At 33.6% G+C, this 25,692-nt stretch carries 19 protein-coding genes, 1 tRNA gene and 1 pseudogene; 4 read left to right on the forward strand and 17 right to left on the reverse strand.

Going from position 1 to position 25,692, the window contains the following annotated elements; all coding sequences use genetic code 11:
- Positions 1-108: 108 nt before the first annotated feature.
- From ACPX19_RS02015 to ACPX19_RS02025, 3 genes and pseudogenes are all read right to left on the reverse strand, one after another.
- Positions 109-2,403, reverse strand: a complete 2,295-nt coding sequence (locus ACPX19_RS02015) for a DEAD/DEAH box helicase (protein ID WP_426432413.1) — start codon at positions 2,401-2,403, stop codon at positions 109-111.
- A 63-nt stretch (positions 2,404-2,466) separates the two neighbouring features.
- A pseudogene (locus ACPX19_RS02020) lies at positions 2,467-3,027 on the reverse strand (DEAD/DEAH box helicase family protein); the annotation flags it as partial.
- 146 nt (positions 3,028-3,173) lie between these two features.
- Positions 3,174-3,368, reverse strand: coding sequence for a hypothetical protein (locus ACPX19_RS02025; protein ID WP_426431146.1), 195 nt, complete (start codon positions 3,366-3,368; stop codon positions 3,174-3,176).
- 442 nt (positions 3,369-3,810) lie between these two features.
- On the opposite strand from ACPX19_RS02025, the gene ACPX19_RS02030 reads away from it, so the two are divergent.
- The 3 genes from ACPX19_RS02030 to ACPX19_RS02040 all read left to right on the forward strand — a co-directional run bounded on the left by ACPX19_RS02030 (position 3,811) and on the right by ACPX19_RS02040 (position 6,552).
- Positions 3,811-4,671, forward strand: coding sequence for a hypothetical protein (locus ACPX19_RS02030; protein WP_426431147.1), 861 nt, complete (start codon positions 3,811-3,813; stop codon positions 4,669-4,671).
- A 65-nt stretch (positions 4,672-4,736) separates the two neighbouring features.
- A complete protein-coding gene (locus ACPX19_RS02035) occupies positions 4,737-4,904 on the forward strand; it encodes a hypothetical protein (RefSeq protein WP_426431148.1) in 168 nt (55 codons plus the stop codon).
- 7 nt (positions 4,905-4,911) lie between these two features.
- Positions 4,912-6,552 (forward strand): recombinase family protein, encoded by a 1,641-nt coding sequence (locus ACPX19_RS02040; protein ID WP_426432414.1) that lies wholly within the window; start codon positions 4,912-4,914, stop codon positions 6,550-6,552.
- Here ACPX19_RS02040 and ACPX19_RS02045 read toward each other — a convergent pair.
- The 7 genes from ACPX19_RS02045 to abc-f form a co-directional block, all read right to left on the reverse strand.
- A tRNA-Met gene (locus ACPX19_RS02045) sits at positions 6,512-6,584 on the reverse strand. The genes ACPX19_RS02040 and ACPX19_RS02045 overlap by 41 nt on opposite strands.
- A 116-nt stretch (positions 6,585-6,700) precedes the next feature.
- Positions 6,701-7,540 (reverse strand): leucine-rich repeat domain-containing protein, encoded by an 840-nt coding sequence (locus tag ACPX19_RS02050; RefSeq protein WP_426431149.1) that lies wholly within the window; start codon positions 7,538-7,540, stop codon positions 6,701-6,703.
- Between the two features lie 129 nt (positions 7,541-7,669).
- Positions 7,670-7,852 carry a CPXCG motif-containing cysteine-rich protein gene (locus ACPX19_RS02055; RefSeq protein WP_426431150.1) on the reverse strand — a complete coding sequence of 61 codons (183 nt, stop codon included), beginning with the start codon at positions 7,850-7,852 and terminating at the stop codon, positions 7,670-7,672.
- A gap of 11 nt (positions 7,853-7,863) precedes the next feature.
- The gene (locus tag ACPX19_RS02060) at positions 7,864-9,180 is read right to left on the reverse strand and encodes a TolC family protein (protein ID WP_426431151.1); all 1,317 of its coding nucleotides are present in this window, start codon (positions 9,178-9,180) and stop codon (positions 7,864-7,866) included.
- Positions 9,170-12,373, reverse strand: coding sequence for an efflux RND transporter permease subunit (locus ACPX19_RS02065; protein ID WP_426431152.1), 3,204 nt, complete (start codon positions 12,371-12,373; stop codon positions 9,170-9,172). Before ACPX19_RS02065 ends, ACPX19_RS02060 begins: the two co-directional genes overlap by 11 nt.
- Positions 12,373-13,497 carry an efflux RND transporter periplasmic adaptor subunit gene (locus ACPX19_RS02070; protein ID WP_426431153.1) on the reverse strand — a complete coding sequence of 375 codons (1,125 nt, stop codon included), beginning with the start codon at positions 13,495-13,497 and terminating at the stop codon, positions 12,373-12,375. The genes ACPX19_RS02065 and ACPX19_RS02070 overlap by 1 nt, the downstream gene beginning before the upstream one ends.
- 76 nt (positions 13,498-13,573) lie before the next feature.
- Positions 13,574-15,481 carry a ribosomal protection-like ABC-F family protein gene (gene abc-f, locus ACPX19_RS02075; RefSeq protein WP_426431154.1) on the reverse strand — a complete coding sequence of 636 codons (1,908 nt, stop codon included), beginning with the start codon at positions 15,479-15,481 and terminating at the stop codon, positions 13,574-13,576.
- A gap of 109 nt (positions 15,482-15,590) precedes the next feature.
- Here abc-f and ACPX19_RS02080 point away from each other — a divergent pair, with 109 nt between their 5' ends.
- Positions 15,591-15,974, forward strand: coding sequence for a DUF983 domain-containing protein (locus ACPX19_RS02080; protein ID WP_426431155.1), 384 nt, complete (start codon positions 15,591-15,593; stop codon positions 15,972-15,974).
- Between the two features lie 35 nt (positions 15,975-16,009).
- Here ACPX19_RS02080 and ACPX19_RS02085 read toward each other — a convergent pair whose 3' ends face one another.
- The 7 genes from ACPX19_RS02085 to topA all read right to left on the reverse strand — a co-directional run bounded on the left by ACPX19_RS02085 (position 16,010) and on the right by topA (position 25,681).
- Positions 16,010-17,053 carry an NAD(P)/FAD-dependent oxidoreductase gene (locus ACPX19_RS02085; RefSeq protein ID WP_426431156.1) on the reverse strand — a complete coding sequence of 348 codons (1,044 nt, stop codon included), beginning with the start codon at positions 17,051-17,053 and terminating at the stop codon, positions 16,010-16,012.
- A 105-nt stretch (positions 17,054-17,158) separates the two neighbouring features.
- The gene (gene gldN, locus ACPX19_RS02090) at positions 17,159-18,067 is read right to left on the reverse strand and encodes a gliding motility protein GldN (protein ID WP_426431157.1); all 909 of its coding nucleotides are present in this window, start codon (positions 18,065-18,067) and stop codon (positions 17,159-17,161) included.
- Between the two features lie 64 nt (positions 18,068-18,131).
- Positions 18,132-19,718, reverse strand: a complete 1,587-nt coding sequence (gldM, locus tag ACPX19_RS02095) for a gliding motility protein GldM (protein ID WP_426431158.1) — start codon at positions 19,716-19,718, stop codon at positions 18,132-18,134.
- Between the two features lie 51 nt (positions 19,719-19,769).
- Positions 19,770-20,402 carry a gliding motility protein GldL gene (gldL, locus tag ACPX19_RS02100; protein ID WP_426431159.1) on the reverse strand — a complete coding sequence of 211 codons (633 nt, stop codon included), beginning with the start codon at positions 20,400-20,402 and terminating at the stop codon, positions 19,770-19,772.
- A gap of 85 nt (positions 20,403-20,487) precedes the next feature.
- Positions 20,488-21,840, reverse strand: coding sequence for a gliding motility lipoprotein GldK (gldK, locus tag ACPX19_RS02105; protein ID WP_426431160.1), 1,353 nt, complete (start codon positions 21,838-21,840; stop codon positions 20,488-20,490).
- A gap of 160 nt (positions 21,841-22,000) precedes the next feature.
- Complete coding sequence (locus ACPX19_RS02110) at positions 22,001-23,167, reverse strand: formimidoylglutamase (protein ID WP_426431161.1); 1,167 nt, start codon at positions 23,165-23,167, stop codon at positions 22,001-22,003.
- Positions 23,168-23,173: 6 nt separating this feature from the next.
- Positions 23,174-25,681, reverse strand: a complete 2,508-nt coding sequence (gene topA, locus ACPX19_RS02115) for a type I DNA topoisomerase (RefSeq protein ID WP_426431162.1) — start codon at positions 25,679-25,681, stop codon at positions 23,174-23,176.
- Positions 25,682-25,692: the final 11 nt, after the last annotated feature.

Consider the following 25,692-nt stretch of genomic DNA (forward strand, 5'->3'; position numbering starts at 1 on the left):
ATTCACTTTTATATGTTTTCAATACGTATTAAAACGAATTAAAGCGTTTTTAAGATGGATTAATTTGGATTTTTGCACTTCTTTACCACAGCTACTAATGATATGACTTTACGAACCAATAATTCTCAAAGGTTCATTACCATTATTTTGTATAGCATCGTCTGCCGCCGCCAAATTAGTACTAAGTTTTTCAGTCAATAATACAGCACTAATACCTGGCTGCACGATAGTAAAAATAAACCTTAGTCTTTTTGCTTGTGATAAAATATTAACGAAATTTGCTTGAGTTCCTAGAATAAATTTCTCTTGTTTACCATTAACTCTGTATTTTACTTTTTCAATAAACCCACTTCTATTTGATGTCCATAGCTGGGATTTTACAGCTTGCATACTGACTTCATATACATCATTAACTCTATCGCCTGGATTCTCACCACTAGACCCTTTTACATGAAACAACTCTACTTTTATATCATTGGCTTCATTCCTAACACTAATAAAGTCTGCTATTTCTCCAGTACCATGATCATATATCAAAACATTGGGTGTTGTGTTAAGTAAAACGATTTCAAGAGATTCATGAATAGAATTTAAATTACCATTATCGACTTTTTTTTGATTATCATCATAAAACTCTTTAGTAATATCTGTACCTAAAGCAACCCAATCTATACTTTCAATTCTTGCAGAATCAAAATACAATTCTCCAGATTCTGTAGGTTTATGATAATCATGATTTATTACTGCTGCGAAATCATCCAAATAAAGATGTAAAGGATAATCATCTAGATAATTTAGTATATCGTCAGTATGCGCTCCATATTTAACTTCAAGATGATTTTCTGGTTCAAGAACAAATGAATTATGGTTTTCAAAATCATAACACAAATTAACTTCTAAAATATCGTTAGTTAAGCTGTATATTAATTGCTCATCAGTAGATTCTTCATGATTGATTATGATTTCAAAATCTAGCAATTGATAAGTAAACAATATTTCATCTTCATCCATAACATACAATAATGGCGTATTACTAAATGTATCTCCATTCCAAGTTGCAGTAATTACTTTCTTAGGGAATTTAGAGACTGGTTCTCCAATTGTAAGATTATCTAGCCCTGTTTTAGTCAATACTTCTTTATCGCTAACAATTTTGTTTCCAAGAACTTCACACCACTGAATCAATTGTGGGATTTTCTTGTATGCATTACTCCAAACTTTTGCACCACTACTATATCCAATTGTCAAAGGTTCTCCATTGGATTTAGCTTTACCAAAAACATGTCCATTAGCATATAATCGCCCATGACTTTTTCTAATTGACTTTTCTGCATTTGGGCCAGAAATTGTTCTATAAGACTCACCACTATTTGGAGAGCGATTTTGCATGCCAATGTTAAAAAATTCCGTGTCATCTAAGTCCACTAAAACTTTATTAATTTCTTTTTTTGTGATTCGTCTATAATCACCTGTTGAAAATTCTTCAACTACGTCATCATAAAATTGCTTAGATCTTATTGATGAAGAATGAATAAATAACAGTTTGTTTTTTACATCATAATGAATGATAAACAAATAATATTTAACATTTATTAGTTGGTCAGATTTAATCCATTTGGGTTTTACAACTTCACGAGTAATAAAAACAACTGTAGACTTTTCTTCACTGACTCCTTCATGTAATACTTCATGATTTGGTAAATCCAACTCTCCGTCGATATAGAATTCTTCTACACTGTAAATTTTCACATGTAGGTATGGATTTATATTATAAAATGAAAATTGTTCATCTTCATCAGGTGCTGAAGTAACTTCAAAAGTATCAAGAACTTCTTTAATTTCATCTTCCTCTACTATAGCTTGTTGACTTAAATCCTTTACAATATCATTCCAGATAGCTCCTTCAGCAAATAGTTGTTTCCTTCCTAAAGTAATATCATTAGGTATCGCAATAAATTTTGCTTCACCAATGTTTTCTGCGTTCGTTCTTGCGAATCTACCGATGAATTGCAAAGTGACGGCTAGCGATTTGTGTGGTTTATGAATTACTCCAATTTTAAGATTTGGAAAATCAAAACCTTCCCCTAACATGTCTACGCAAATAATCCCATCCAAATCTCCATTACGCAATTTTCCTATAGTTTGTTTTATATAGGTATAAGTTTTGGCACTATCAATTCTTTTTAACCTCAAATCAGTTTCTGCCCTATATAGTTCATTTAGAATTTTTGCATGAGCTTTACTATCAGTCCTAACCATTAAATAGTGGTTTAAATTAGCTTCTCTATCTGCTTTAAATAATTTGTCTGCTTCTTTAGCTAAGGCTAAGTCTGGATTAATACCGTTTTCAACTTTGACAGCATAATATCCAATATCACCAAATATTTTATCATCATATGCCATTGATAAAGGATAATTGAAAGCAGTTCTTCCTTGAATTTCTTTCTTATCTCTCCTAAACGGAGTCGCAGTGAAATAAATCTTTTTTGCTTCTGGAAAAGTAGCTACAGTATTTGACCAAGTATATGCAGGAACATGATGAGCCTCATCGACTAATATTAAATCAAACATATTTTCAGGAGGTTTTAGCTCATCATTAATGCCTTCATTAATAGATTTAGGTATACCCACTACAACATCATAATCTTTAAGCTCCTTCCAATCATCCAAAGATTTAAGAGAAGATTTTATTTCTTTGACTTTAGGTGAATCTAAGTCCTTGTGGAAAACATTGCAATATTTTAAAGTGCTTAAATCTTTGAATTCGTTTACTATTTGTCCACGTACTAAAACACTTGAGCTAAGAACCAATACACGTTTTGCTCATAAAAGATATGCAGCAAGGACTAATACAGCTGTTTTACCAGATCCTGTTGGCATAATAACAATTGCTGGCGTATCCTTATTAACTGAGAAATGAGATCCAATTGAATGCACTGCTCCTATTTGAGCATTTCTTAATCCCTTTCTATTTTTTTCAGAAATTGGAAGATTTATTCTAGAGTAATTTTTGGAAAAATATGACATAAAAGTTCCTTATTTAAAGACATTAACTGCCAATAATATTATCTATTGCTATTATTATAAGGTCAAAAGGGAGAAATTAAATATACAAATTCTTAGGTAGAAGTGTAATATCTAAAAACAATTTTAAACAAAAAATGTGAGAAATATTATTTATCACTTTTTGATTTTTTGTTTTCATAATTTAAGTAGAATAACAGTGCTGTAAATACTACACCAACTGTAACCAAACCATACTTCAAATAAATATTCTGAGATTGAATTTCCTTAACATGAGACACCTGTGTCAAATCGACTTCCTGAGAAGTCAAAATTTGAACATCATATAAATCTACATCAACCATTGTTCACAATTTTATAATAATCTTGATCAACTTTATAATAGTGAACCGTATGCAGAGCATAACAGTTCTTCTTTATTGTTTCATTGTAATGTACATGGGTGAATAGAGAAAAATTAAAGCCAGCACCCCTAAGGTATTCTTTATGAACTTGAACTTCTTTTCTACCCCTCAATAGTTTCAACAATATCTCATATTGTTTCTCTATAGGTTTAAATAGTTTGGCCAGTTCTTTTCGCCTAGTGTTATTTCTCTTATTATGATATGTAATCCTACAGTCACTGTTAGCAAAAATTTGATTAGATCGTTTTGGTATAAATTCAATACCACTATAAGGACAAATTCGCTTTTCCATTTCATTTTTCATAGTAATTCGCTTAAACAATATTTACAAATATAGTTATTTTTAATATTTAATATTTACATTTGTGTAAATTTAATATTTATGAACGATCAATTCTACATCAAATTTGGGGAATCCCTCTACGAAAAATATATCCTCCCCAAAGATTTAGGCCTTAAGTCTCGGCAGGTTTCCTATTGGAGAGAAAACAAAGTAATCCCCTATTTTTTTGAGATACACCAAAAGCACGGTCGCATGAACATTCCTGAAGCGATTTGGATAATGATTTTAAAAGAACTCAGCGACATCGGTATCAGTACGGAAAAATTAAAAATTCTGTCATATAACGTGTGGAACGTACCTAAAGAAAATAAATATGCCGATCAGGTCATTTTAAAGTACATTGATTCAAAAAAGCCTTTAGTTTCAGAAACTGGAAAAGAAAGCTTAAAAGAAACATTATCTAATGAAATAGTTATGAATACTCTAAGGGAGGAAATAAACGAATATACCGATTTGCTAAAATCATGTATCAGCAACATAAGTCAACCACACTTTATGGTTTACAGTCCATTGACGAATGAACATACATTTTTGGTTAATAATGATGTTCTACTAAAAAGACTGGGAAGTCTAACTTTTGATTACCCACTAATTTCAATTCCCATATTGGGCAAGCTGTCCAAGATCATAAGTATCGATCTTAACATAAAACATAAGAATCTGGTTTACCTCAGTGACCTAGAAAATCAAATCAGGGAAATAGTATTGTTCAAAAAACCAAAAATAGTTGAGATCGCTTTTGATGATGGCCACATCAAACCTAGAATTATTACCGAAAAGCATGTGAAGCAAGACGAACTAGCTGACTTCTTTCTTAAAAATAAAATTCCTAAAGGTGCAAAGCTCCTAATTGACCCTAGAAGCCAAGACAATTATAAGTTAACTTTAATTACAAAATAGAATGAAAACCTGTGTAGAACCAATTCAGTTCCTGAAAAAACAGCCTGATTTAATCCTATCTCGTTATGGGCCGAAAATCGTTTCAGGAAATTCAACAGAAACAGTTACTAGATAACAATGATCTAGAAGAACATTTATCTAAAGAATTCATTGATTTAAACGAAGCACAAAAAAATGAATTAGCCTTGAGTATATATCAATTTACGAAACTCATTTTTGATTCAGCAAAATAACTTTTATATGAGTAGAAAGAACGAAGTAACAATTTCAGATTTTAAAGGAGCCATTGTATGGTCTTATACACGAGTGTCCTCAAAGGAGCAATTTTTAAAAAATGGCAGTATTGAAACCCAAGTAAAGCGACTCAAGGCTTGCGCCAGTGATAACAGTTTAATTATCACCAGAGAGTTTGATGCCGAATACGAAAGTTCGAGACGTATCAACACCCAAAAGACTTTAAATGAGCTATTACAAGCCATTAAAACAACATCTAAATCACAACGACCTAAAATCATCCTTATTTGGTCACCAAGTCGATTTGGACGTGCCGGGTCCGAACATATTGAGTTGTTTGTTAGTCTGAGACGTAAATACAATGTGTATCTGTATTCGGTAAGTACTGGCCACAACACCTTTACAGAGCGCAACGAAAATGAATTTTCTACCCAGCTACTATATGCTCAAAAAGAAAACTTTAATCGACAAGATGTCATCATACCAGGTATGATTAATGTTTTAGAAAAAGGCACTTTTTTAGGAAGAGCTCCAAGAGGTTATGATCACTACGGTCCTAGAGTTTCAAACCCGTCTAAAGTACAAGCAAAGCAAGAGATAAAGCTAAACTCGGATGGAAAACTGATTAAAGAAGCGTTTAGACTGAAACTTTATAAAAATCATTGTGACAAGGAAATTCAAGATTATTTAAAGTTGGAAGGACTGTATATCCCAAAACAAAGCCTAAACAAAATGTGGTCAAATTTGTTTTATGCCGGCTACTTTACTAATAGCTTAGTTCCTAATACAGAAATCAAAGGCCATTGGACACCTATTATTTCCCGAAAGGAATTTAATTTATTACAACAAAAGCTAAAAGATTCTGTTCAGATTGGCATCCCGAAAATTAACGGAAAATCAGAAACTCCCTTAGTACCAAAGTTTTTGATTTGTGACGATTGTAATACCAATATGACTTCATACAAAAACAAAAGAAAGCAAATCTTGTATTATAAATGTTCGTCTTGCAATAAAACCGTAAACGCAAACACTAGAACTAAATCATTGTCAAAAGGTATGCATCAGCAATTTTCAAGCGTATTGGAATCTCTTAAACTATCAAAAGCGTTTCAAAAATTGTTCTCAAAGCAACTTGAGAAGATCATTGAGAATGAAATATCGACAAGTGCTGATAAAAAGAGACAGCTTAATTCCAAAATCAACAAGCTTCAGGAGCAATATGACAAAATTGAATTTAGGTATGCTACAGATGAAATATCAAAGGACATTTTTGAAAAACATGGATCAAAGCTTAAAGAACAAATTGAAAAGAAGAAACAATTACTACTGAATCTGCCATCAAAAATGTCGAACCACAAAAAAGTAATGAAATACTTTTTTAAAATAGCTGACAACCCTCGTCAATTCTATGAATCACTTGACTATCACAACAAAAGGCTACTTCAAAATATCCTTTTTCCTGAAGGTTTCCGTTTTTCCATGAAAAACAAGGAATGTCGAACCAGTAAATTGAATATTTTATTCGAATTAACTAATTCATTTTTAAAACAATACGACCCTAAAAAAGAAAAGACCCAAACAGAAAAACTGCTTGAGTCTCATTTAGTAGCGGGAACTGGACTCGAACCAGTGACCTTCGGGTTATGAGCCCGACGAGCTACCTACTGCTCTATCCCGCGATATTGGACTGCAAATATACAACCCTTTTTAGTTTTAGCAAGTTTTTGTATTAAAAAAAGTGCTCATTTAAATGAGCACTTTCTTTTTTAATCAATCTTTATATTAAAAATTATTATTAGTTGTCGTCTTCAGAATCTAATGTAGCTAAAGCATCTTTCATATTAACTTCGTCTAAATCAAAGTTTACAATATTTGGCAATTTATCTTTTAAAACCGCATAGTTTCCTTTAAAACCGTTATTACTTAGCAATAATGTCTTTAAGTTTGATAACTGAGCTAATTCATCTGGAAGATCACCATAAAAGGCATTGTTAGATAACACTAATTCTTCCAATTGAGTTAACTCACCAATATTTGATGGTATAGTACCTAGCAGGCTATTATCAAAAAGGCTTAACACTTTTAGAGATTTAAGATTAGAAATACTGGTAGGTAGTTTGCCAATTAATTGATTACTACTCAAAATCAAGCTTTCTAATTTGATTAAGCTACCTATTGAACTTGGAATCTCACCAAAGAAATTGTTATTGTATAATTCTAATATTTTTAGATTTTCCATGCGACCAATATCTGTTGGTATTGATCCTGATAGATTGTTAGAGAACAACTGAAGTACCTCTAAATTGGTCATACTTGTCAAAGATTTAGGTAACTCACCTTCTAATTTATTAAATGACAAGTTTAGCATTCTTAATGAAGTTAATTCAGATATTTCACTTGGCAACTTACCTCTAAGGTTATTGAAACTAAGATTAATAGCAATTACTTCATTGTTCTCAATAGTTAAACCATGCCATTCAGTTATTGGTTGGTCTAAATCCCAGGAAGTATTCCAAGAATCACCATTAGTTGTGTTGTAAAGTGCTACTAGTGCGTCTTTTTGGCTTTGAGAAACGCTGGCAAATGTAAAGGCAGAAAGCAAGCAACATAGTAGGGTTAGTTTTAAAGTTTTCATAATAGCTAGATTTGTGGAGGGGCACATAAACTATTCGAAAATAGGCACTTATACCTTAAACTGCAAATTTTTTCGACGAACTACATAGTGTAGTTTATAAATTATTGATTTCCAATACCTTGTATTTTATCACTGTTCTATGCTTTCAGCTTGAAAGTTAACTATTTGCTGTGCTTCTGTAGTCACGGAAATTTGAATGGGATTACAACATATTTCACAATCTTCAATATAGTCTTGCTGACTTTGGGATGTATCTATAAGCATTGAAATTTGTTCCCAGCAATATGGACATTGAAAGAAATATTCCTCCATCTATTTTACTTTTAGAATTGAACATTCAACAACTCCCCACTAATTTGAAGTAAAGTTAGTTCGGCCAATTTAGCATCATATTTGGCTTGGCTTCTACTTAACTCTGCATTAAGCAAGTTGATTTGCGCTTGTCTAAACTCAATGGAATTAACCTGTCCTATTTTGAATTTTTCCTGAGTCCTGTCAAAGTTATTTTGTGCCGTGATAATATTCTTCTCTTGAATATTGTAAATTTCTAACTTGTTCATATAATCATCCCAAGCATTATTGAAATCGCGTTCAATACTCAATAATATATTCTCTTTTTGAAGTTGCTGTGTTTCTAGATTAATCTTAGCGTTTCTTACCCTAGTGATAGTTGCACCACCATCAAAAAGATTCCAGCTTAAGTTTAAACCTCCTGACAAGCCCGTATTTGTAGATGTCGTTAAAAATGCCGCTGCATTATTGTTATTCTTATTCCAACCGTAAGATCCCGTTAAACCAATAGTAGGTAAATATGCTGATTGCCCAAAATTGATATCTAACTTACTGATTGCAATATTTTTCTCTGTTTGAAGTAAGGCTACGTTACGACTTTTAGCCAGTTGAAACAGACTGTCTTTCTGAAACTGAAGTGTAAAATCAACTTCTGTTTCAACATCAAAATCTTCAGTAAAACTTTCCCCTAAAACTAATTTTAAATCACGCTTAGCGTTTTTTAATTGTTGTTTAACATTTATAATGTTGATACTGTCGTTATTAATATCCACTTCCGCATTTAATACTTCTAGCTTTGTATTTTGCCCGTACTCAAATTGATATTCAGCTCTGACCAATCGGTCTTTAGTCACATTTAATGTTTCGGTTAGTGTTTTTAGATTATCGGTTAATTGCGCTACATTATAATACACTGAAAACAATTGTACTATCGTGTTTTCTATTGTCTCCCTCGCCTGCAGTTCAGTTAATAGATATTGTTCTTTAAGGCGTTTGTAATTATAACGTCTTCCCAAACCATCAAACAATGTGTAGTTGAGAGTAACACCTGCGTTATACCTAGAACTTTCGGCACCATTTAATACTGTAGATTCACCATTTGCAAATTCGGCTTCAGTATTGTCTATATTAAAAGTGGCTCCTGCATTACCTATGACTGTTGGTAGATAACCAGAGTTTAGTATACTCGTATTATTTTCTGCCTCGGCGACATTATTATTAGCGATTTGCACACCATAATTATTTTCTAAAGCCTTAGAAACAGCCTCTTGCTTAGTTAATACATTTTGCGCCTGCAAATTGATACTAAATAAAATCGCTAAAACTATATAGATTCGTTTAGTGCTCATTCCCTTCATTTTGTTCTTTTATAGCGCGTTCTACTTCTTCTTTGGTAATCTCATTACCTGTTGCTAGCCATTTGGTGTTTTTCTTAATGTTATTGCTAAATGACAGAAATAATGGCAACACTAATAAGGTTAAGATAGTAGCATAAGCTATACCAAAGGAAATGGAAATAGCCATTGGTTTTAAAAACTGTGCTTGCCTGCTTTTTTCTAATAACAATGGCGCCAAACCTGCAATGGTAGTTAGTGAGGTTAAGAAAATGGCTCTAAAACGCGATTTTCCTGCTTCAGAAAGTGCTTGGTCAAACTTCATTCCTTCCTTTAGATTACCATTAAACTTTCCTATGAGTACTAATCCGTCATTAACCATAATTCCTATTAAAGCAATGATTCCTAAAAGCGATAATACATTAACAGGAAAACCAAGTAACCAATGTCCCCAAGCAACAGCTGTTAAACTAAAAGGAATTAACAGAATCAACAACAATGGTTGTGAGTAACTTCTAAATGTAAATGCTATTGTTATATAAATCAAAAGTAAAATAATAGGACCTGCAACAGCTAATGAACTTGTTAGCTTACCTGCCTCCCTATTTTGACCTTCATAAGATGCATTTATAGTTGGGTACTTAGATTTTAGCTTTGGCATAAACTCAGTTCTAATATCCTCAATTACATCTGTTGCACTCGTACTTGGATCTTTTAAATCTGCATATACCTGTATTTCGCGTTTACCTTCTAGGTGGTTTATAGCTACATCGCCACGCTCAATACTGTAGGTTGCAATATCTTTTAATGTAACACGCTCACCTGTTGGTGTCACAATACGCATATCGTCTAAATCATTAATGGAACTTCGGTTGTTTTTATCGTAACGTACCCAAACCCTAATTTCATCTTGTCCACGTTGAAAACGCTGCGCTTGTGCACCAAAAAATCCTGAGCGTACTTGAGCCATTACAGTTCTTAAATCTAAACCTAACAAGTAGGCACTTTCCTTGAGCTCTAATCGGATTTCCTTTATTCCTGCTGGGTCATTATCACCTATATCCTTCAACAATGGATTAGACTGCAAATACTTTTTTAGCTCTTCTTTTGAGGCTTTCAATTCTTGAATATTGTTGCTTAGCAAGGATACCGAAACCGGATTACCACCAAAATTTCCACCAGAACCATAAATCAACCGTTCAGTGCCAATTACAGGACCAACTAATTCTTCCAATCGTTTTGTAATCAAAAAGGATTGTATTTCATCTGGTCGCTCTTCACCTGGTAACAAATTGATTCTTAAGTTTGCTGAAGAACTACTATTAATGGATACTATGGTATTTTCAAACAATTGTTTTCCTGTACCTTTTAAATATTTTTCAGTAAGTTCCTCATTAACAATGAATGATTTTTCTTCAATCATTGAGATGATAGAGTCTGTTACTTTCACATTGGTTCCTGCGGGCATTACCAATTCTATATTGGCGGCATCACTGGCTATACTCGGAAAAAGTGTAATCCCAATTATACCACCTCCAAGAGAGCCAAAAGTTAGCACCAAAAGGGTAACAAAAATGCCTAAAGCAAAAAGTTTAAAATCCATTACAAATTTTAAAGTTGGCGCATAAATTCTATCTCTAAGAAAAGACATAAAACGATCTCCTGATCGATTTAAACCTCGCATAAAAGCAAAAAAACCATTAGATGATGTTTTTTTACTATGTAGCTCTCCCTTTTTGATACGTAGCGCTTTAGAATGTGCTAAATGCGCAGGAAGAATGATTAAAGCCTCTATTAAAGATACAATCAATGTTAAGATTACTATGACCGAGACTTCACTAAAAAATTCCCCTATTCTACTTTCTAAAAAGAAAAACAAAGAGAACGCCAAAACCGTAGTAACAATAGCAGAAACCACAGGTGGAATTACTTCTAAAGTCCCATCTATTGCGGCTTGGATGGGTTTCTTTCCTTTTTCGTAATGCTGGTAGATATTTTCTGCAATAACAATACCATCATCTACCAAAATACCAATAACGATAATCATCCCGAATAGCGATAGCACATTTATTGTAACATCAAATTGACCAGCAAATATGAACATCCCCAAAAATGAAATTGGCAAACCAAAGGCTACCCATAATGCCAATCTAGTATTGAGGAAAATAGACAAAAACACTAATACCAAGAGCATACCAACTATGGCGTTTTCCGTGAGTAACTGTGTCCTTTGATTTAACGTAATCGATAAATCTCTAACTACACTCAAATGAACATTGGTGTACTTTTGATTGTATTCTTCTATATATTCTTTTACTTTATCAGCTGAGCTTATTAAATCCTCATTATTGGTACTGGTTATAGAAATATTGACTGCTAATTCCTGATTGAAATACGTCGCATTGGGTGTTTCTGAAAAACGATCTCTAATGATTGCTACATCTTTAAGACGAACAACTTTTCCATCTCTGGACGCTTTTACGATAATATTGGATAATTCTTTTCCGTAGTATTCTCTATTATTGGCTCTAATTAAGTATTCTTCTGCAACGGTTTTTACATTTCCGCCTGTTACCAGAATATTTGAATTACTGACTGCAGTAGCAACATCATTAAAAGTTAAATCGTAAGCCAATAAATCAATTTCGTTAACTGCAATTTCAATTTCTTCATCTGGAAAACCTGAAATCTCAATCTGAGAGATTCCATCAATAGCTCTTAAATCTGTTTCTACTTGTCTTGCCAATTGCTTTAAGGTAGCCAACGGAATATCTTTACCACTAATGGCGAAAGAAATTGTTTCTCTTATGGCTTCTTGCTTAGATACTACTAAGGGTTCCATTCCTGTTGGAAATGATGGCACACGATCTACCGCATTCTTAACTTCAAGCAACATAAAATCAAGGTTTTCACCTTTTTCGATTTCAACAGTTATGGTTCCACTGTTTTCTCTAGATGTTGAAGTAACTCTATCTATTCCTTTTAAACCTTTAAGGTTATCTTCAATTTGAAGCACAATACCTTCTTCAATTTCTTGAGGTGAGGCACCTGGATAAGTAATGGCTACATTTATGATTTTTGAGTCTACTAGAGGAAAAAATGATGACTTAAGGGATAATGCACCAATAATACCAAAAACAAAAAACGCCAATATAAATACGTTAACTGCAACGTGGTATCTAATAAAATATTCAATGATTTTTCTCATTACTCCGCGGTATCTGTTGTTGCAGCTTTAACTTGCATACCAGCGTAAGCTCCAGGTACTGGTTTTTTTAAAATAATCGTACCATTGGGAACATCCTTCAAAACCACAGTTCTATCAGAAAAATGTGCTGGTTTTACAGGGATTACGTCTAATAGACTATCTTTCACTACATATATCTCTTGACTATCCAGTAATAAGTTTCTATCAATTTCTATAGCATCTTCAACTTTTTCAGCGTCTAAATTAGCTTCGAGATACATGCCTTCTTTAAGGTCTTCGTGCTTAACATCAACAAAGGCTGTAATAGTTTGTGTTGCAGCATCAATACTGCCGTTTACTCGAGCTACTGTCCCTTGATATGTTTTTGTTTTTTCTAAGTTACTTAATTCAACTTTAGCACCTTCTTTAATAATATCCGCATATGATTTACTTACAGCTACCTGCATTTCATAAACCGAAGGATTAATAAATTCGCCTAATTTCTGACCGCTTCTTATTAGTGTACCTTCGGTTACTAAAGCTTCGGTTAATATTCCTGTAAATGGCGCAGATATGTTATATTTTGCTAAACGCTGCTCTAGGTTTTTAACATTGTAGTAGGCACTTATAATACCACGACCAGTAATAAAGTAGTTTTCCTTTTCACCTGACATTTCTGGTAATTTAGGTGTGCTTTTCTTTAAATCAAAACTATTAAGGTAAGACTGCCATTTAGGATATACCTCTGGAAAATCCAATCTTAAATCTGGCATAATAGCAGCAATGCTGTTATACAAATTACTTTTTGCAGATTGAACGCTAGCGTAATATTCTGAAGCATCTAGACGGATAAGTGTCTCACCTCTATTGTATTTTTGCCCTGCTTTAAAAAGCTTACTGCCTGATTTAAAAATCCCTTGGACTTCTGAGTATAATTCTACGCGCTCTTTTGCTGCAAGATTACCATTGGCTGAAATCACAACTGAAACTGTAGTGTTTTTAACGGTATCTACCAAAACAGTCTTTACCACTTTTGGAACTACTGGTTTTGGTTTGTTTTTATTATCGATAAGATAATTTGCTAATGCGAATGCTCCGACTATTAGAGCAAGACCCAAAATAGAAAGAATTACTTTTCTGGTCATAATTATGTTGGTGGTTAATAAACTACAAATTTACCTTTATGTACCGCGCTAAGTCGTTAAAATAATCTTAATGTTGTTAGGAAATTTCTTCGATTTGAAGCGTTATTTCTTCCCAATCTTCCATTAACTGCTCTAATTCTTTTTTCTTGTTTTGGTAATTATCAAAGAATTTAGGATCTGAAGCCGTTTTATCATAGTCTGTTTCTAGTTTAAAATCGTCTTCTTTTATGGCTTTTTCAAGCTGATTGATTTTAGCTTCTATATTACTCAGCTTGTTGTTGAGCGACTTTACCTTTTTCTGGTCTTCGTAGCTTTTTTTATTACTTTCTTTTGGTTTTTCCTCAACCACGGTTCGCTTTTCGGCTTCTCTTAGATTTTGAATGTTACGTTGCTCTAAATAATAATCTATATCGCCAAGATATTCCTTAATATTTTGGTCCTTAAACTCATAAACCGTTTCGGTTAAACCTTGAAGAAAATCCCTGTCGTGTGATACCACAATTAAAGTCCCTTCAAACTTTTTGAGTGCATCTTTTAAAACGTTTTTAGATTTAATGTCTAAATGGTTTGTGGGCTCATCCATTATTAAAACATTTAATGGCTGAAGCAATAGTTTTGCCAATGCCAAACGGTTACGCTCACCACCAGATAAAACCTTCACATACTTTTCCACCTCTTCACCTCTAAATAAAAATGCACCCAAAATATCACGAACTTTAGATCGATTCGTTTCATTAGCAGCATCAATCATCGTATCTAAAACGGTTTTGTTACCGTCTAAATACTCAGCTTGATTTTGAGCAAAATACCCTATTTGCACATTATGCCCAAGGTTAACTTTGCCTTCGTGATTTATTTCGCCTACTATGATTTTTGCCAATGTAGATTTGCCTTGACCGTTCTGGCCAACAAAAGCTGTTTTTACATCTCTGGGTATGGTAAGATTTACCTTGTTTAATACTTGTAAATTACCATAGTGCTTTGAAACGTTTTCTATCTCAACCACTACTTTTCCAGGTATTACCGAAACTGGAAAATTTAAAGTCATTACACTATTATCATCTTCATCAACTTCAATACGTTCAATTCTGTCCAACTTCTTAATTAACGATTGCGCCATTGTTGCTTTAGAGGCTTTGGCTCTGAACTTTTCAATCAGTTTTTCGGTTTGTTGTATTTGCTTTTCCTGATTTTTTTGTGCTGCTAATTGCTGCACTTTCATTTCCTTACGTAGTTCAAGAAATTTAGTGTAAGGCTTATTGTAATCGTAAATTCGACCTAATGAAATTTCAATCGTTCTGTTAGTAACATTGTCTAGAAACATTTTATCGTGAGATACGATAACTACAGCCCCTGGATAGGTTTTCAAGAAATTTTCTAACCAAATAATAGATTCTATATCTAAGTGGTTGGTAGGCTCATCCAAAAGTAGTAAATCGTTATTTTGCAGTAATAGCTTAGCCAATTCAATACGCATTCTCCATCCACCAGAAAAGGTATCTGTGAGTTTATTAAAATCTTCACGTTTAAAGCCTAAACCTTGAAGAATTTTTTCAGTTTCACCTTGATAATTATAACCTCCCAATATTTCATATTGATGCTGTATTTCATTCAAATCTACCATTAACTGATGATAAGCTTCGCTTTCATAATCTGTACGCTCTGCCAAATGTGTATTAATCTGTTCTAGCTTGGCTTCACATTGTTTGATGTCTTTGAAAGCCTCATAGGATTCCTCTAATACGGTCTTTCCAAAATCAAAATCAATATCCTGTTTTAGGAATCCTATTTTAAGGTCTTTGTCTGCGGCTATTTGTCCTGAATCTGCTTCTTGTTCCTTAGCCAGTATTCTTAACATTGTAGATTTACCAGCACCATTTTTTCCTATTAAACCGATTCGGTCACCTAAACCCAATTTAAAAGTAATGTCTTCAAAAAGGTATTCTCCTTGAAATGATATGGATAGATTATGGATATTTAGCATAGTATAGATTAAATATTACAACTATTATTATTGTTACAATTGTTACAATAATTGCATTGTAAAAACTTATTTTTGTAAGCCTTAATGCGCAAAAGTAAAGGTTTTAGCTATGATAAGAAAAGGAATGAAGTTATATAGTATACTTTTTGGTGTTTGTCCTAAGTGCCATCAAGAATCTATGTATGTTAATAAAAATCCTTATGCCATAACCCAGGTTATGAAAATGCACGACCATTGTTCGCACTGTAAAACAAAATACCAAATGGAGCCATCGTTTTTTTATGGATCTATGTACGTGAGCTATGGTGTTGGAATTGCTTTTGCCGTGGCCGCTTTTATAACGAGCTATGTGATTTTTGAATCTTCAATCACAACTGCATTTATTAGCATTGTACTAACCTTGGTTCTTCTATTTCCTGTTATAATGAGGCTTTCAAGAAATATATGGATTAATATTTTTATGAGCTATGATAAATCTCTGGCTAAGAAGTAAAAGCCCATCCTAAACTTCCCAAAGGGAAGAAACTATTAATTAAAACGTGAAATATCTATCTCTAAATCCAAAGGCTCATTGTTTTCTACAAAATTATAGAGTTTTTCTGCAACATAAGGTGCAATCATAACACCTCTAGTACCGAGTCCATTTAAAACATATAAATTTTGATATTCTGGATGCCTGCCAACTAAAGGTCTTCTGTCTTTTACCGTTGGGCGAATACCTGCGAGATGCTGAACCACCTCAAATTCACATTTTAAGAAGGTTTTGAGTTTGCTGATTAGTTCTTGCTTACCTTCCTCAGTTGGTTGATTGCTTTTATCTGTCCAATTATAAGTGGCACCCACGGCATATAAATCATTTTCTAAGGGAATAATAAACACTGAAGACTTTACACCATAATCAATTTTGAGTTCTGGAGCTTTAATAATTAATACTTCCCCTTTTGTACCGTTTAATGGAATATATTTGAAATATGGATTTTTCTTAACACCGAAACCCTCTGCAAAAACTATTTGTTTGGCTTTAATATTTTCGTATATAACTAAAGTAGATTCTATTTGAAGCTTTTGATGAACAAAACTATCTTCTATTAAACTTTGATTTTGTTTTAAAAAGTCTTTGTAAGAACTTATTAGTTTTTTAGTATCTAATCGACCTGCATGCAATACTTCACCAAAACCAAATGCTGCGTCTATTGCATCATTATTGTTTTTAACCAATTGTGTTGAAAGATATTTTTCTAGTTTAGGCTTATCTGAAGCATTAAACCATAGGTTTTGTTCTTCGATTGAAGAAAACCTTCTTAGTAAACGAAGTTTGTAATCTATTTTAATGTTTAAATCTTCCTCAATTTTTTTATAAACAGGTAAAGCAATATCTAACTGTTCTTTAGCTTTCCACACCTCTGAAAAGCGCTTTAAAATAACAGGATTGTATAGTCCTGCAGCAACAATCGATGACTGCTGTGAACCATCATCAAAAACAATAAACGATTTATTATTAGCTCTTAATTGCTCACAAAGTGCAATACTAGCCAAACCACAACCAACGATAATGTAATCGACTTGTTTCATATTTCAAAAATACAAGATGCTTCGACAAGCTCAGTATGACATATTAAATAATTAAAAAAAACGCCCACTAAAAAGTGAGCGCTTAATTTTTATGTTTAAGAGTTATTAGTAACTCCACATATCTTGTTCAAAATCTCTGATCTTATCTTTGATACGCTCAGATTCTAATAGTTGCATCAATGCATTTTCAGCAACGTATTCTTTTACTTCTCTATCTCCATATACATTCTCTTCTTTATAAATAATGCCATTAAAACGACGACTATTTAATAAATGATCAAAAGAAATTGGAGAAGAGCTATTATCATTATTAAATGCTTTTGCTTCGTGAAGAATATCTCTTACCTCCGGGAAGAACACCCAAAACATAGGTATAGGCTCTTTCTGAGCTTCGTCTTCAGAATCAATAAAGTTAACATCTGGTGCTGCTGGAGCTATACCTAAAATACGATACTTTAATTCGCCTTGACGCTTATCAAAATACCATAACCCTTTTACAAGATAAGAGCTAATATCCGCAGGCTCTATGTTTCTTTCGATAACATATTCTTCTGGAACTTCGTCTTCACCAACACCATTTGCATTCATATATTCGATACCAGCATCTGTAATTTTTCTCATTTTTAAAGCAGACTCAATATCCTTAAGTGTACGCTCTTCTGTAAAATAAGAATCCCCATAAATTCTGGAAATCATGCCGCTTTCGATGTTTTCCATTAACACCTTGTATAAAGATTTACGATCATCCCCTAAATTACCTTCTACTGGAAAGTATAATGGGAAATTTACGCGCTCATCCAACACTACCTTTTCCCAAATCATTTTTGAGAATAAGATGTCTCTATCGCCCACGTATCCATATTCTAAAGGCTTATCATTGTCTAAAAGCAATTCAGCTTCAGTCTTCATACCTATTTCTTCAGGTATTTTCGCATTTAGGACGTTAGCTTGAGCAAATGCACTGTTTGCAGCTAAAACCATTAGTCCTGTGTATATAAAGCTTCTAAATTTCATCTTATTAATAATTTGGGTTTTCTTAGTTTCTTTAACGTTATAATACCAATTAAATTGTTTCCTCTTAGTTACTTGTAACCTCAACAATTACTGGAGAAACGTTTTTAAGTTTGTATGTTGAATTACCTTTAATCCTTGCATTAATATCAAAAATCGTAATGTTATCACCTCGTCTAGCTTTTTGAATAGCAGACACGGCTTGCGCATTCATTTTAGTACCACCTACATTAACAGTAGGTTGACCTGGAACTTTTATTTTAAATGAAGTTACCTCGATTGGTAAATCAAAAACGAAGTCTTCCAACTTTGCTGCTACAGTTCCTATCTCAACATTACGCTTTGGTAATTTTACAAGACCTGTTTGGCCAGCTATAACACCAGTTGGCGCTGGAATATCCTTAATTCTAAATGTTTTACGATCGCTTACTTTAGAACCATCATCTAAAGTACCTGTTACATTGATAGTAACCTCACTACCTGTTCCTGGTCTCATAACATATTTACCTTGACCTGAAGCTGGCGATAAACCACTACCTGAAGCCTGTACTTTATTATCTGCTATACCAGCAAAAGATATAGTCATTGGGTTATCAACACCACGATATACAACATTCATCTTGTCTGCTGATATTGTTGCAGAATTAGGTCTTGGTACAACTACGTATTTTCCACTAAAATCAATTGGCAATTCTTCACCTTTTTCAAGGAAAGTGAATTGACCTTTTATATCATGCTCACCAACGTTTCCTACTGTAAATTCTATTCTTGCAGCTCCTGTAGAATCGATAGCACCTTCTCTATTCATATCTAAATCTGTATCACCAACTTTTAATTTTGTTGGGGTTACATTAGCATATTTTCCTAAAACTACCGAACCAGTAAATTTTTCTCCAGCAAAAAAAGCATTCTTATCTGGAATTACAATAGCTGTATAGTTCTTTAAAGATGTAGCTTCGTCTACAGTATTTCCTAAAAACACGTTGTAAAGATTAGCTTCAGTTGCTTTGATATCATTCTGCATGGCTGTTAACTTAGTATAAGAAGCAACCGCTGGGAATCCTTTGAAGTTATAATCTAACCAATCTTGTTCTTTACCATCTTTGTTAGTTACCTTTGCCGTGCTAAAACGACGCTCAAGATTTTCTTTAGCTGGATTATAAGCCACATCATCGCCTAGCAATTCGTTAATATCTTTTTTATATTTATTAATTCTATCTACGAAAGCCTGACCTGCTTTAGTCATACGATCTCCGGTAAACCAATGCTCGTCTAATGCATCACCTTTATCCATCTCTTCGGCTGGTAAGCCACCTTGTTCAGCAAACTTAGCCGCATAATTTCCTTTATCTAAGATCATTTTTTTCTGACCCTCTAGATATGTAAAGAATTCATTAGAAATAGAACTTACTTTTTGAGCATTATTAAAGGCAACACCAAAATCTTTTGGTTTTTCACTAGCTTGCTTTTCTAAACCTTTTAGTAAATTTGTATTAGAAGCTACAGCCAACTCATTTGCATTTTCAAATTTTGTGTTAAATAAGCTGAATGCAGATAGTATCTCTTTGCTTGTAGTCATTGCGATCATAGCAATAAACACCAAGTACATTAAGTTAATCATTTTCTGCCTTGCAGATAATTTTCCTCCTGCCATTGTAAATTAGTTTTTAAATGTTAATTAATTAAATTGATTTATAAAAACTAATTAGTTTTTGCTCATTGCAGATAACATTCCACCATACACACCATTTAATGATGAAAGGTTTGATGCTAAAGATGCCATTTGTTCCTTTAATTTCTGTGCATTTTCAACAGCTTCTTCATTGATAGCAGCTTGACGGTTTGCACTTTCCATCTGTACTTTATATAGACTGTTTAAAGACTCCATCTGTGCAGCTGCTAATGATAGCTCCTCGCTATATTTTTTCTGCGCTGACATAGAATCAACTGTAGGGCTGATGCTTTTTGCTGCACCTTCAAAGTTTTTGATGCTATTACCTAAGCTAGCCATTAATTCACCATCAATTTTAGCTTCTTTCAATAAGTTGTCTAATTTTTTAGATAATAATCCCTCAGCATCTTTTGGCTCTTCATTTTTCTTTTTACCTAAAGATTGACCACCTGCCAATTCTGGATACACTAAAGACCAATCTAAATCTGCTTGTTGTCTCTCAAAAGCTGAGTATATAAATACTAAGGCCTCCACAACCATTCCTACGGTTAAGATCTCTGAACCTAAAGGCCAGTGCTGAATTTTAAATAATGCTCCAACGATTACGATTGCTGCTCCTAATCCGTAGATCATGTTAGTGATTGTAATTTTACCTTTCTGTGCCATAATTTGTTTAGTTTTTTAGTTTAAGTTAAATGGATGATAACTTAAGTAGGTTAATTTAAATTTGGGTTATTGTTATTAATTTGTTTTAGTTAGTTGCTGCGTTTTTGGTAACCTCAGTACCCATATAATCTTGTACAGTTCTGAAACCAATGTAACTTCTAGCTGAGTCCGCATACTCATAATCTCTAGAGCTTACTTGTAAGAAGTAAGCAACATCTTTCCAAGAACCACCTCTAACAACTTTACGAGAGTTTTGAGGATCGTTTACGTTTGGATTAATTGTTGACATGTATTCATAAGAAGCAGGGTCATAAGAACCGTTTACCCATTCTGATACGTTACCTGCCATATTATATAGGTTGAAATCATTTGGATCATAGGCATCAGCTTCAACAGTATATAGTGCTTGGTCCGCAGCGTAATCACCTCTTAAAGGCTTAAAGTTAGCCATAAAACATCCTCTATCGTTCTTAGTGTAAGGTCCACCCCAAGGATATGAAGCACCTTGTAATCCACCACGAGCAGCATACTCCCATTCTGCTTCTGAAGGTAATCTATATGAGTTTACAGGTTGTCTACCCTTACTTTTTTGATAACCATTATGATATAATGTTCTCCATTGACAGAATGCTTGTGCTTGTTTCCAAGACACGCCTACAACAGGATAATCACCATAAGCATCATGCCAGAAATAATCATTATGCATCGGTTCGTTATACGAATATGCAAAATCTCTAATCCAAGCCGTAGTATCTGGATAAACTTCTACTTCTTCCTGCTCTATAACCTCAGAACGCTTTAAACTTCTATCTTTAGCAGCTTTAGCTATATCCATATATGTATATTGGAATTTAAACTGCTTAACATCCCAAGTTCTTTGACCGTTATAAGACTCTTCTAATGGTAAATACATACCATCCATTACCTCTGCATATAACTCGTCTGGATAATCATCAGTATCGAAAATTAAATCAACGTCATGATTAATTTTTCTCTGCTCATTACCATAGGTATTTAACATATAGCTTTCGTAAGCATTTAAATCGTTTGGGTCTGCATCTAAATATGCAAACTCACCGATATCACCATTACCTGGAGTTTTGCCCTCGAGGTCTGCCATCTCAGCTAATTTGAGTCTAAGAATAGAATCTCTTACCCAAAAAACAAACTGTCTGTACTCACTGTTTGTAATCTCAGTTTCGTCCATATAAAAGGCACGAACTGTAGCCGTTTTAGTAGGAGCGTCTTGAACACCGGCAATATCATCGTCCGATTTACCCATAATAAAAGCTCCTCCTGGAACTAAAGTCATACCATAAGGCTTCTCTGGGTGCCATTTTTTACCTTGAACACCTACCAATTGTCCACGATCACCAGAATTACAACTGGCAACCAAAACCAATACAGTGGTTAGTAAAATAAATCTCTTAATATTCATAGTAACTCGAGGTTAAATTAGTCGTCTTAAAATTTAAGGTCGTAAACATATTTATATATTTTCTAAAAAACAACTTTTTTTGATTTTTTTTTGCATTTCGTCCTTAAAAAATGCATTTCGTCGATAGTTTAAATGTTAAATTATCGATTAAGTGTTACTTTTAAAAGCTGTTCTTCCTGTAGGCTTTATACCAACGTTCTGGTGTTTCACCTTGAGTAGCTAACACATAATCGGCATGCATGCATGGTAATAACGTGTGCTTTTTTAATTTATTATTAACATCTGGTAAAAAAGGAATTTCAATCCACCAACGCCCAGTTTTTAAACTTTTATAAAATATGAGCTCATCATCTTCAACCAAAACATTGTACTTCTGAAACTCATTTTCATTATTAAAATCATCATCTTTAACTCTACAATTAACCCCTTCAATAAAATACCAAATCATTTGCGCTATTAACATTGAAGAGGCTGAGTCATTTTTGGAATTAACATATTCGTAAACCCCAAATGAAGAAACCTTGTTACTTATACCAGAGTAACGTGCTATGGCACAAATTTCTTTTCCGGAAAATCCATTTGGTGAATATTTTAAATTATCGCTTACTTCTGAAGCTCTGATGGATTTTAAATCTATTGAAACTATGTGTGCATCTCTCAACAAAGGTTCTACCTTATGGATATCTCCTGAAATTTCCCCCAAACGATAGGATTCGAAATACAACTTCTCCATGAGATCTATTTCCTCTTGTGAATTAAAATATGTTTGATAACCTAGTGTTGAGTAATTAAAAAGATTGTATGGTTCTTCAACTATAATTTTACCAACATAGCTATTATTCTTTATAGGAAGATTAGCATCGCCTAAATCAAAATTAGTATCTACATTTACAACATTAACCATCGGCATTACATTATCGTAAGCACGATAATTAGCATAAGTTAAATCTTGGCTACCTCCCAATACAATAGGAATAATATTTTTTTCTAATAAAACTTCAATAGCTGTACGAATAGCATAATAAGTATCTTCTACAGATTCACCAGGTAAAATATCACCAAGGTCTGCAACATTTGTATTCCAATTTCCAGGAAACAGAGTATAGAGTGATTTTCTAACAGAATCAAAGTTAATGTTAACTCCTATATAATTAACATCGTTTCGGTTTTCGAGAACTCCAATAATGGCTAATTGAACATCATCTAAATCTGGAATACCATTCTGTTTGGAGTGAATCTTAATTTTTTTTCCGAGCGCTTGCTGCGCTAATAGTTCTGAGTGAGCTAAAACCGCATCTGAAACAGGCGTTAGAAAATTAAAATTCATAAGGTATTACTTCTTTTTAGTGGTCGTTTTTTTGTTTGTAGTTTTTTTTGCTTTAGTTTTAGGAGCATTTTTTTCTAGAATAGCCTTTGCCTCTTCTAAGGTCATATCAGATACATCTACTGTTTTTGCCAGTTCAACTTTTTGCTTACCTTTTATAATGGTATGTCTTCCCCAACGCGCTTTTTCTACTCGTATTCCTTCATCTTCCCAAACATGGATAAGCTTATCTTTTTCCTTTTGGATTTTATCTTCAATCAAAGTTACGATGTCTTCTTCAGATAAATTATCCCAATCGTATTTTTTATTCACATTTATAAACATATTGTTCCATTTTATAAATGGCCCAAAACGTCCTTTTCCTTTTGTAACTTCTAAACCTTGATACATATATACCGGTGCATCTGCCTTTTCCTTCTCCTTTATATAAACAATGGCTTCTTCTAATTCCACACTTAGAGGGTCAACTCCTTGAGGTAATGACACAAACTTTTTACCATACCTTACATAAGGTCCAAAACGACCAATATTAACTTCTACCTCATCATCTTTATAATGACCTAACGCTTTTGGAAGTTTGAATAGATCCATAGCTTCCTCATAGGTAATGGTGTTAAGTTGTTGCTCTGGCGACAAACTAGCAAACTGTGGCTTTTCTTCATCATCTACTGTACCTATCTGAACCATTGGTCCAAATTTGCCTAAACGTACACTAACTTGGCGACCCGTTTTTGGATCAGTTCCCAGAATACGCTCTCCAGTTTCGCGTTCGGCATTTTCCTGAACATCTTCAACCTGAGGATGAAAGCCTTTGTAAAAGTCTTTCATCATTGCTCTCCAATCCTCTTTACCTTCGGCTATATCATCAAAACTTTCTTCTACCCTTGCTGTAAAGTTATAATCTAAAATGCTTTCAAAATGATTTACTAAAAAGTCTGTAACAATAAAACCAACATCTGTTGGTACCAGCTTACCTTTGTTTGAACCAACTTTTTCAGAAAGGTTTTTTTCTTTAATAGTTTGGTTTTTAAACACGAGTTGTTTGTACTTTCTCTCATCACCTTCGTGAGAACCTTTTTCTATATAATTTCTATTTTGAATCGTAGAAATTGTTGGCGCATAAGTTGAAGGACGCCCAATACCTAACTCTTCTAATTGTTTTACTAAAGATGCCTCGGTGTATCTTGAAGGTGGTCTTGTAAAACGTTGTGTTGCAGTTATGTAATTATTAGATAACTCTTCTCCCACCTTTAAATCTGGTAAAATACCTTCTTGCTCAGCATCCTCATCATCAGTTCCTTCAAGATATACTTTTAAGAATCCATCAAAGGTTATAATTTCACCACTAGCAGTAAACTCTTCAGTCACCTTAGCAGAACTATTGATCTTAATTTTTAGGTTAGTGCGTTCTAATTTAGCTTCGCTCATTTGAGAAGCTATTGCGCGTTTCCATATCAAATCGTAAAGTCTAGCTTGGTCGCGCTCTACATTTACGGTATGATTAGAAAAGTCCGTAGGTCTTATAGCTTCGTGAGCCTCTTGAGCACCTTTAGATTTTCCTTTATAGTTTCTTGGCTCGCTATATTCTGAACCATAAGCAGAGATTATTTCTTTCTCTGCTCCATTTCTAGCTTCATCAGATAGATTAACACTATCTGTTCTCATATATGTTATAAGACCTGCTTCATACAAACGCTGAGCATTACTCATGGTTCTGCTAACAGAAAAGCCTAGTTTTCTAGACGCTTCCTGTTGTAATGTGGATGTTGTAAATGGTGCAGCTGGTGATTTTTTTGCAGGTTTTTTTTCTAAATCAGATACCTGATAAGTTGCCTCTTTGTTATTATTTAAAAATGCCAAAGCCTCTTCTTCAGAGCTAAAATTCTTAGGCAATTTAGCTTTGAAAGATTTGCCATCTTCAGATGTGAACTCTGCATCAACTCGGTATGATGCCTCAGTTTTAAAATTTTGTATTTCTCGCTCACGTTCTACAATGAGTCTAACTGAAACCGACTGCACTCTACCAGCAGATAAACCTCCCTTAACTTTTCTCCATAAAACTGGTGACAACTCATAACCCACAATACGATCTAAAACACGCCTTGCCTGTTGTGCATCCACCAAATTATAATCTATGCCACGTGGGTTTTCAATAGCTTTATTTATAGCGCTTTTTGTAATCTCATGAAACACAATACGCTTGGTTTTGTTCTTATCTAAATCTAATGCCTCTGCCAAGTGCCATGCTATGGCCTCTCCCTCACGATCCTCATCACTAGCTAACCAAACCATATCTGCTTTTTGAGCTAACTCTTTTAGTTTTTTAACTACATCACGCTTATCTTTAGACACCCTATATTTTGGTTCAAAATCTCCTTCTACATCGACCCCTAATTCTTTAGAAGGTAAATCTGAAATGTGTCCAAAACTAGACTCTACTTTGTAATCTTTTCCTAAAAATTTCTCTATGGTTTTTGCCTTTGCAGGTGACTCAACTATGACTAGATTCTTCGGCATTCTGTATTTTT

Origin of the sequence: Winogradskyella sp. HB-48 (assembly GCF_049942685.1) — a bacterium.
GTDB lineage: Bacteria > Bacteroidota > Bacteroidia > Flavobacteriales > Flavobacteriaceae > Winogradskyella.